The organism is Nostoc mirabile CHAB5784 (assembly GCF_020829645.1).
GTDB classification, from domain to species: domain Bacteria; phylum Cyanobacteriota; class Cyanobacteriia; order Cyanobacteriales; family Nostocaceae; genus Nostoc; species Nostoc mirabile.
Window position 1 is genome coordinate 1 of record NZ_JAIVFS010000204.1, and the last position, 6,964, is coordinate 6,964.

A 6,964-nucleotide genomic window follows, 5' to 3' on the forward strand; every position below is an offset into this window, starting at 1 on the left:
ATTGGTTAGAGACTATGAATTATTGCCTGAAACATCGGAGACATTTATCTACCTTGCTATCATCCGTATTATGGTAAGGCGACTAGCATAACATTTAACTTCTCAAAACTTTTCAAACAGCCTCTAAAAGCGATGGGATATTTTTTTATTTGGAAGTTCCTTAATGGTTGTTGCCCCAACAAGGCAATGACAAACTGATTATCAAAGTTATTGATGATTTTTTATAAGTATATTTGCTTACCTATAAAGCGAAAATAGTAGGTAATATTTTACTTGTAGGACTTACGCATTGACAATAAATACCAAATATGGATAACTTTAAAAACCACATCTTTCGTAAGGGCTAAGCATTGCTTAGCCCCTAGAGCATGGTCTATTTTCGATCACAGGATAATTAAGAGAAGCCTGAAAACTTCCGGGAGCATCGTTAATTCACATCACGATGCATTTGTACAGTGCGTAAGTCCTAACTTATTTGAAATTTTGGTTGAGAATTGCAAGCTAAAATAACGAAAACTTATCAAGAATGCTAATGGAAGCATACTGAGTTCCTCAACAACCGGATTTATGTCAGCATGTTTTACTCATAAACATACATTATGGATTTTGTTCAGGTTGAAACAACTGCGCCACTGACTCTGGAAATTCCCCAGATTGCCTCACAGCCCACAGCACTTTCTCTAACCTCTCGAATTCCCAAGGATGCGATTCGCACTAGTTTAAAAGCCTCCACTACAGATTCTGTCTTAGCAGCGATTTACTCCCTTGGAACTGGCGGGATTTTACTCAGCAATTTTTTGGTGGAATTGGGTGCTAGTCCAGTGGTATTTGGGATGCTGTGCTCTATCCCCATGTTGGTCAATCTTATTCAGCCGTTGGGTGCTTACTTGTCTGAACGTAGCACCAGCCGCTTTCAATATTCTCTTCGGACACACGGAATTGGTCGGCTGCTATGGCTAGTTCTAGTAATCGGTATTGTTGGCGTAAGCTTGGGAATGATTAATACTCACCAGTTAGTGATATTGACACTCTTGATTGTTCTATTCAGCAATCTTTTGGGAGGATTAGGAGCGGCATCGTGGCTAAGTTGGGTAGCAATGATAGTTCCCCGGCAATTGCGAGGCAGGTATTTTGGGATACGCAATAGTGCTGCTAGCCTTACCAATTTAGTTTGCGTACCAATAGCCGGTCTAGTTGTATCACATTGGTATGGTGGAAGTATCCAAGGCTATGGGGTGGTTCTGCTGGTAGGTATAGTGTTTGGGATTGTGGGATTGGGGTGTCAATATTTCCAGGTGGATATGAATCCGCAATCGCAAAACACTTATTATGGCAAGTTACCTCAAACAAATGAGATTGAACAAGAGGCAAGGGAGGAGGGAGCAGGGAGCAAGGGGGATAGAACAGAAAGGGATTCGACACTTCGGCTACGCAGTTCGACTGCGCTCACCGTAAACTCAGTGACCACCCCACCTGTTGCGCCAGCTTCCAGCATCTGGAAAAACTCTAACTTTTTGAGATTTTTGCTGTATTTCAGCTTCTGGGCGCTTGCTGTTAACCTCAGCAGTCCTTTTTTTAACCTCTACATGCTGGACACGCTCGATTTAGACGTGAGCTACGTGACTATCTACAACAGCCTTCAGGCGGGAGCGACTTTGCTGATGCTCATCGTGTGGGGCAAATTAGCAGACAAGATAGGCAATCGTCCCATTTTGATCTGTATTGGGATTTTGGTTGCAGCCACACCACTGCTTTGGCTGGGGATTGGTGCTAATCGCCTTGACATTTGGTTGTGGTTACCCCTGTTACACATCTTGACTGGAGGTACTTGGGCGGCGATTGACTTGTGTAACAACAATATACAATTGGCGATCGCACCAACTAAAAATCAGTCTATCTATTTTGCGATCGCAGCTGCCGTTGCTGGAGCGAGTGGTGCTTTAGGCACAACTATAGGCAGCTTCATTGTTCAATTTGCTCAGTTTGGAGGCTTACTGGGGTTGTTCGCCCTCTCTAGTCTATTTCGACTAGCAGCGCTTATCCCACTACTTTTTGTCAAAGAGGCGGAGAGAGCATCAGGCAGCCAAAAGTGAGGAGTTAGAAGTTAGGAGTGAGGAGTTATGAATTTTACACTCATAACTCTTCACTCCTAACTCATCACTTTTGACTTTTGACTATTCTGCGGCGGTAGAAGTCAAGGACATTGTTTCCCACAACACCATCTGAGGTGTTGTTAGTACAGGCTGATGTAGGGCAATCAACTGGGCTAGGGTGTTCTTTAATTGGGTACGGGGTACGATATCATCAACAAAACCGTGCAGGAGTAAATCTTCAGCAGTCTGGAAATTCTCGGGTAGTTTTTCCCGCAGGGTTTGCTCAATCACTCGCCGACCGGCAAAACCAATGGTTGCCTTCGGTTCTGCCAAAATGATATCGCCCAACATCGCAAAGCTAGCGGTAACGCCGCCCGTTGTGGGATTGGTTAAAACAGGAATATATAATAATCGGGCGTCTTTATGGCGCTGTAGGGCTGCGGAGATTTTCGCCATTTGCATCAGGGAGAGCATTCCTTCTTGCATTCTCGCGCCACCGGAGGTGCAGACGATAACTACAGGATACCGCCGTTGAGTGGCTTGCTCAATCATGCGGGTGAGTCTTTCTCCGACGACTGAACCCATGCTACCACCCATGAAGCGGAAATCCATAACCCCAAGGGCAATGGGCAAACCATTGATTTGACCTAAACCAGTTTTAACCGCGTCTATTAAGCCAATTTTCTCCTGCATTTCCCGCAAGCGATCGCTGTAGGGTTTGCGATCGCGAAATTCCAACGGATCGCTTGGACGCAAATGCTCGTCTAGCGGTTTCCAGGTATTGTGATCTATCAATTGACGGATGCGCTCATCGCTGTCTACCCGATTGTGATGACCACATTCGGTACAAACCATCTGGTTGGCTTTCAGGTCTTTTGTATATGCCAACACACTGCACTTAGAACATTTATGCCACAGCCCATCAGCAATTTCACGTTCTTGGCGTTCGAGGCTGGTAGATCCTGACTTCCGTCGATTTGCAAACCAATCAAATAGAGACTTTAAACCGCGTGATTCTTCGTTGTTAGCCATTTTTTATTTTATTTTAAGTGGGTATGAGGTCGAAAACATGTCAAGCCGTATCGGGTTGTCTTTAGCCTTTGGTCATTTGTCTTTATTAATGACCCTTTGGGTGACGCTCCTACGTCGCTAACGCTGCGCTAACGCCAGTTGCTCATGGGGGAAACCCCCTTGGACCCCCTTGGCGCTAGCCTCTCCCTTTGGGAGAAGACCGCACTGGCTCACTAATAGCTACATTGTCAAACTATGCTTTTAAGCAATTCAGACCTTAATTTTCATCTTTGGTTGCCAGCTTAACGAAAATACTTATGCTAATACAAGTCTCTTGCTCTTTTTTCAGCAGACTTAATTATATGGACATACTGACAAAGCCGTGAGAATACCAACCTCCAAATAAGATGCTTTCCCCCTCCTACCCAAATCAATGATTTGTATTGCTAGGTTATGAGCAATCAGCATCTGTTGCACTAGTTGTGCTTGCCAACGGTTAATCGTCGTTAACGGATTACGGAAGTCCCCACTTTCAATGTATTCATAAGGTGGGGATTGTGAGCGGCTAATGACGATTGCATCCAGGATATATAATGAATCACCGATTTCTCGGATATTATAGTTAGTGTCTTGACCCTCCGGGTTCAAAATCGCTCTTTGTTCGCGTAGCGTCTCCCTTAGGAGAGGGAAACCCTCAAGACCGCGTTTTTCACCATCAATGCCACAAGCGAAAACCAAGCTTATAGGTATATGTTGCAAGAAAACCCTTCCCTACGGGACGCTACGCATAGCTTGCTTCTCCGTTCGCGCAGCGTCCCGTAGGGAAGGAGTAGCGCAGAGCTACGGGTAAAAGATTTGGGTCTTGGGAACCAGGACTTATGCCCTTGGAGGGATGTCAGACCAATAGAACTACGGGGTTCTAAAGGGTATTCCCGATGAATTGGGAGAGCTACATCCTTCTAGACAACGGGGTAGTTCACGAGGGTAATACAAGTCACAAGCTGAATATTATCAAAATATCAAGGGTAGATGGGGTAATGCTGGTTACAGTCACAAATTATAAATATTTATTATGAATGGGCATTGGGCATGGAAAAGAGGCAGAGGGGCGGGGTGCTGTTCTTGCTGAGGGGAAAACTCTTCTCTCTTGCTCCCTTGCTTCTTCATGCTCCCTGCTCCCTGCTCCCTGCCCCCTGCTCCCTGCTCCCTGCTCCCCTGCCTCTTCCCCACTCCAGTTCAAGACGCTGGAAAAAATAACCGCAGGTAGCTAGATAAAATGGCTTCGCCGCTAAATAGAGTAATCACAGATCCTAAAGCCAGAAAAGGGCCAAAAGGCATCTTTTGTCCTAACCTTGGTAGTGATGTCTTTTGACTCGTGGCTTTGCCTCTACGCATAATGACACTGCTGCCAGTTAAGGCTCCTAGCACACAAGCAATAAAACTAGCCAAAAGCAAATATTTCCAGCCTAACCAGGCTCCCATCATGGCTGCTAACTTGGCGTCACCTGCACCCATTGCAGCTTTACCAAAGGCAATTGAACCCAATAGGGCGATCGCATCAAACAGCCATAAGCCCAATACTGCACCGACTATCGCCATCATCAGGTGATTTACCAATGCCACGGAACTAGCCTTTGGTAAAAAACCAACCACCATTTGAAACAAAATCCCCACCACCAAACCCGACTGAGTAAGTGGATTGGGTAAAGTCATTGTATCTAGGTCGATAAGCGATAGCGCCAATAACCAACTACAAAAAGCCCAATAGCCTATTGTTAAAGTCGAAACTTGGAATACCAAAAAAACTAGTAAAAAAATTATGCCCGTTACCCCTTCTACCACAGGATAACGGACAGCAATTTTGCTTTTGCAATATCGACACCGCCCTCTTAACGAAATCCAACCAAATACTGGTACATTGTCGTAAGCTTTTAACTGGTTTAAGCAGTGGGGACAACGAGAGGGCGGCCAAAGAATTGACAACCCAGCAGGTAGCCGATAAACAATAACGTTGATAAAACTGCCAATAGATGCACCTAAAGCAAAGACCATTACACTCGCCAAAACGGCGAACAAAATGTCCATACAATCATTTGTCCTTTGTCATTTGTCCTGTGTCATTTGTCGTTTATCTTTTGTCCTTTGTCGAGAACTAATAACGAATGACCAATGACCAATGACTAATGACTAATACATGTGCGATTCTATTTGACTCAAGGGCACAAAACATTCTTGAGGTAAAAGAACTGGTTGGTTAGTGAAAATAACCTTACCTCGATGAGTCACACGATTAATTGCTACACCGGAAGGTTGCCCAGCTATTTCGGGATGTACTTCACAGTGAGTATAGTATATCTGCCCGGCGGCTCTGATTAGGGCGGGATCAATCAAAGGCGATTGGTTCTTTGGGGCGGTAAAATTTACTTGACCTTGTCGTAATGCGTACACTATCGACTGTTATTTGATTGCTAGATTTCCCTTTAGTCTACCCGAAACTTATAGCAAAGGTTGCCAAATTGCCCAAGTGGCATTATTTATTATTTTCCTTCAAGAGCTAAAATCAGTGCATCGCCCATAGCGCGGCAACCTAAAAGGTTTTTTCCTGGAGAAATTATATCCCCGGTGCGATCGCCTTGTTCTAAAACTTGCAATACGGCTTGTTCGATGTGATCTGCCGCTTTTGGTTGGTCTAAACCGTAGCGTAACATCATTGCCGCACTCAAAACCTGTGCCAGAGGGTTAGCTTTATCAAGTCCGGCAATATCTGGGGCGGAACCGTGGACTGGTTCAAACACACCAGGCCCAGAAGCACCCAAACTAGCCGAGGGTAACATCCCAATACTACCTGTGAGCATGGCAGCAGCATCAGAAAGAATATCACCAAACAAATTGCCTGTGACAATAGTATCGAACTGCTTGGGAGAGCGTACTAACTGCATAGCAGCATTATCTACATATAAATGAGAGAGTTCGATATCTGGATATTCCTGAGAAAGTTGGGTGATGCGATCGCGCCACAACTGAGATACTTCTAATACGTTCGCCTTATCCACCGAACAAAGTTTTCCGCCACGTTTTTGCGCCGCCTCAAAAGCTACCCGTCCAATGCGTTCAATTTCCGATTCGCTGTAAACCATTGTATTTACACCGCGTTTCTCACCAGTTTCTGTGGCAAAAATCCCTTTAGGTTTACCAAAGTAAATCCCACCAGTGAGTTCACGCACTACCATAATATCCACGCCTTCCACAATTTCGCGTTTCAAAGTCGAGGCGTCGATTAGCTGGGGCAAAATTTTCGCTGGGCGCAAATTGGCAAATAATCCTAAACCTGCACGTAATCCTAACAAACCTGCTTCTGGGCGTAAAGTGGATGGCAGGGAATCCCACTTATAACCACCAATTGCTGCCAGTAATACAGCATCACTGTTACGGCAGGTATCTAGAGTGGCAGATGGTAGGGGTTCCCCTGTGGCATCAATTGCTGCACCACCGATGAGGGCTTCTTGGAATTCAAACTTCAGATCAAATTGCTTCCCTACGACTTTCAGCACGTCTACCGCCACTGCCATAATTTCAGGGCCAATGCCATCGCCGGGGAGTAGGGTAATGCGGTAGTTTTGGGTCATAGCTAGTTATTACTGGGTAAATGCTTGCAGATCAAATATCATACCTAGCAAAATGTACTGATGGAGTTTTTAATTTATTTGGGTGCGGCTCTAACGTAATCATTTAACCCTGTTTTGTCACTCTCGGAAAACAATAATCGAAGCAAGATTCTGAAACTTTGATTGAGTCAAGCTTTGAGCCAATATTATCTAACAGTAACTGAAATTTATAGCCAAAACCTGGAGATTAAAGTC

The 6,964-nt window shown here is 44.8% G+C and carries 6 protein-coding genes and 1 pseudogene; 2 read left to right on the top strand and 5 right to left on the bottom strand.

Translation table 11 applies throughout. From position 1 onward, the window contains the following. A pseudogene (locus tag LC653_RS48180) lies at positions 1-91 on the top strand (IS5/IS1182 family transposase); the annotation flags it as partial. A 508-nt stretch (positions 92-599) separates the two neighbouring features. Beyond that, positions 600-2,093 carry an MFS transporter gene (locus LC653_RS43850; RefSeq protein ID WP_229501525.1) on the top strand — a complete coding sequence of 498 codons (1,494 nt, stop codon included), beginning with the start codon at positions 600-602 and terminating at the stop codon, positions 2,091-2,093. Between the two features lie 81 nt (positions 2,094-2,174). On the opposite strand, the gene accD is transcribed toward LC653_RS43850, so the two are convergent. The 5 genes from accD to leuB all read right to left on the bottom strand — a co-directional run bounded on the left by accD (position 2,175) and on the right by leuB (position 6,730). After that, the gene (gene accD, locus LC653_RS43855) at positions 2,175-3,125 is read right to left on the bottom strand and encodes an acetyl-CoA carboxylase, carboxyltransferase subunit beta (RefSeq protein WP_100899962.1); all 951 of its coding nucleotides are present in this window, start codon (positions 3,123-3,125) and stop codon (positions 2,175-2,177) included. 333 nt (positions 3,126-3,458) lie between these two features. Continuing rightward, positions 3,459-3,863, bottom strand: coding sequence for a hypothetical protein (locus LC653_RS43860; RefSeq protein WP_229501526.1), 405 nt, complete (start codon positions 3,861-3,863; stop codon positions 3,459-3,461). Positions 3,864-4,340: 477 nt separating this feature from the next. Next, entirely contained in the window at positions 4,341-5,189 is an 849-nt protein-coding gene (locus LC653_RS43865; protein WP_229501527.1) for a prepilin peptidase, read from the bottom strand. A gap of 102 nt (positions 5,190-5,291) precedes the next feature. Then, positions 5,292-5,552: a hypothetical protein gene (locus tag LC653_RS43870; protein ID WP_229453967.1), complete on the bottom strand. Its 261-nt coding sequence runs from the start codon at positions 5,550-5,552 to the stop codon at positions 5,292-5,294. Positions 5,553-5,641: 89 nt separating this feature from the next. Next, positions 5,642-6,730, bottom strand: coding sequence for a 3-isopropylmalate dehydrogenase (gene leuB / locus LC653_RS43875; RefSeq protein ID WP_229501528.1), 1,089 nt, complete (start codon positions 6,728-6,730; stop codon positions 5,642-5,644). Positions 6,731-6,964: the final 234 nt, after the last annotated feature.

Coding starts and splice junctions, on each gene's coding strand:
- LC653_RS43850 (WP_229501525.1), top strand. CDS start 600: ATGGATTTTGTTCAGGTTGAAACAACTGCGCCACTGACTCTGGAAATT.
- accD (WP_100899962.1), bottom strand. CDS start 3,125: ATGGCTAACAACGAAGAATCACGCGGTTTAAAGTCTCTATTTGATTGG.
- LC653_RS43865 (WP_229501527.1), bottom strand. CDS start 5,189: ATGGACATTTTGTTCGCCGTTTTGGCGAGTGTAATGGTCTTTGCTTTA.
- leuB (WP_229501528.1), bottom strand. CDS start 6,730: ATGACCCAAAACTACCGCATTACCCTACTCCCCGGCGATGGCATTGGC.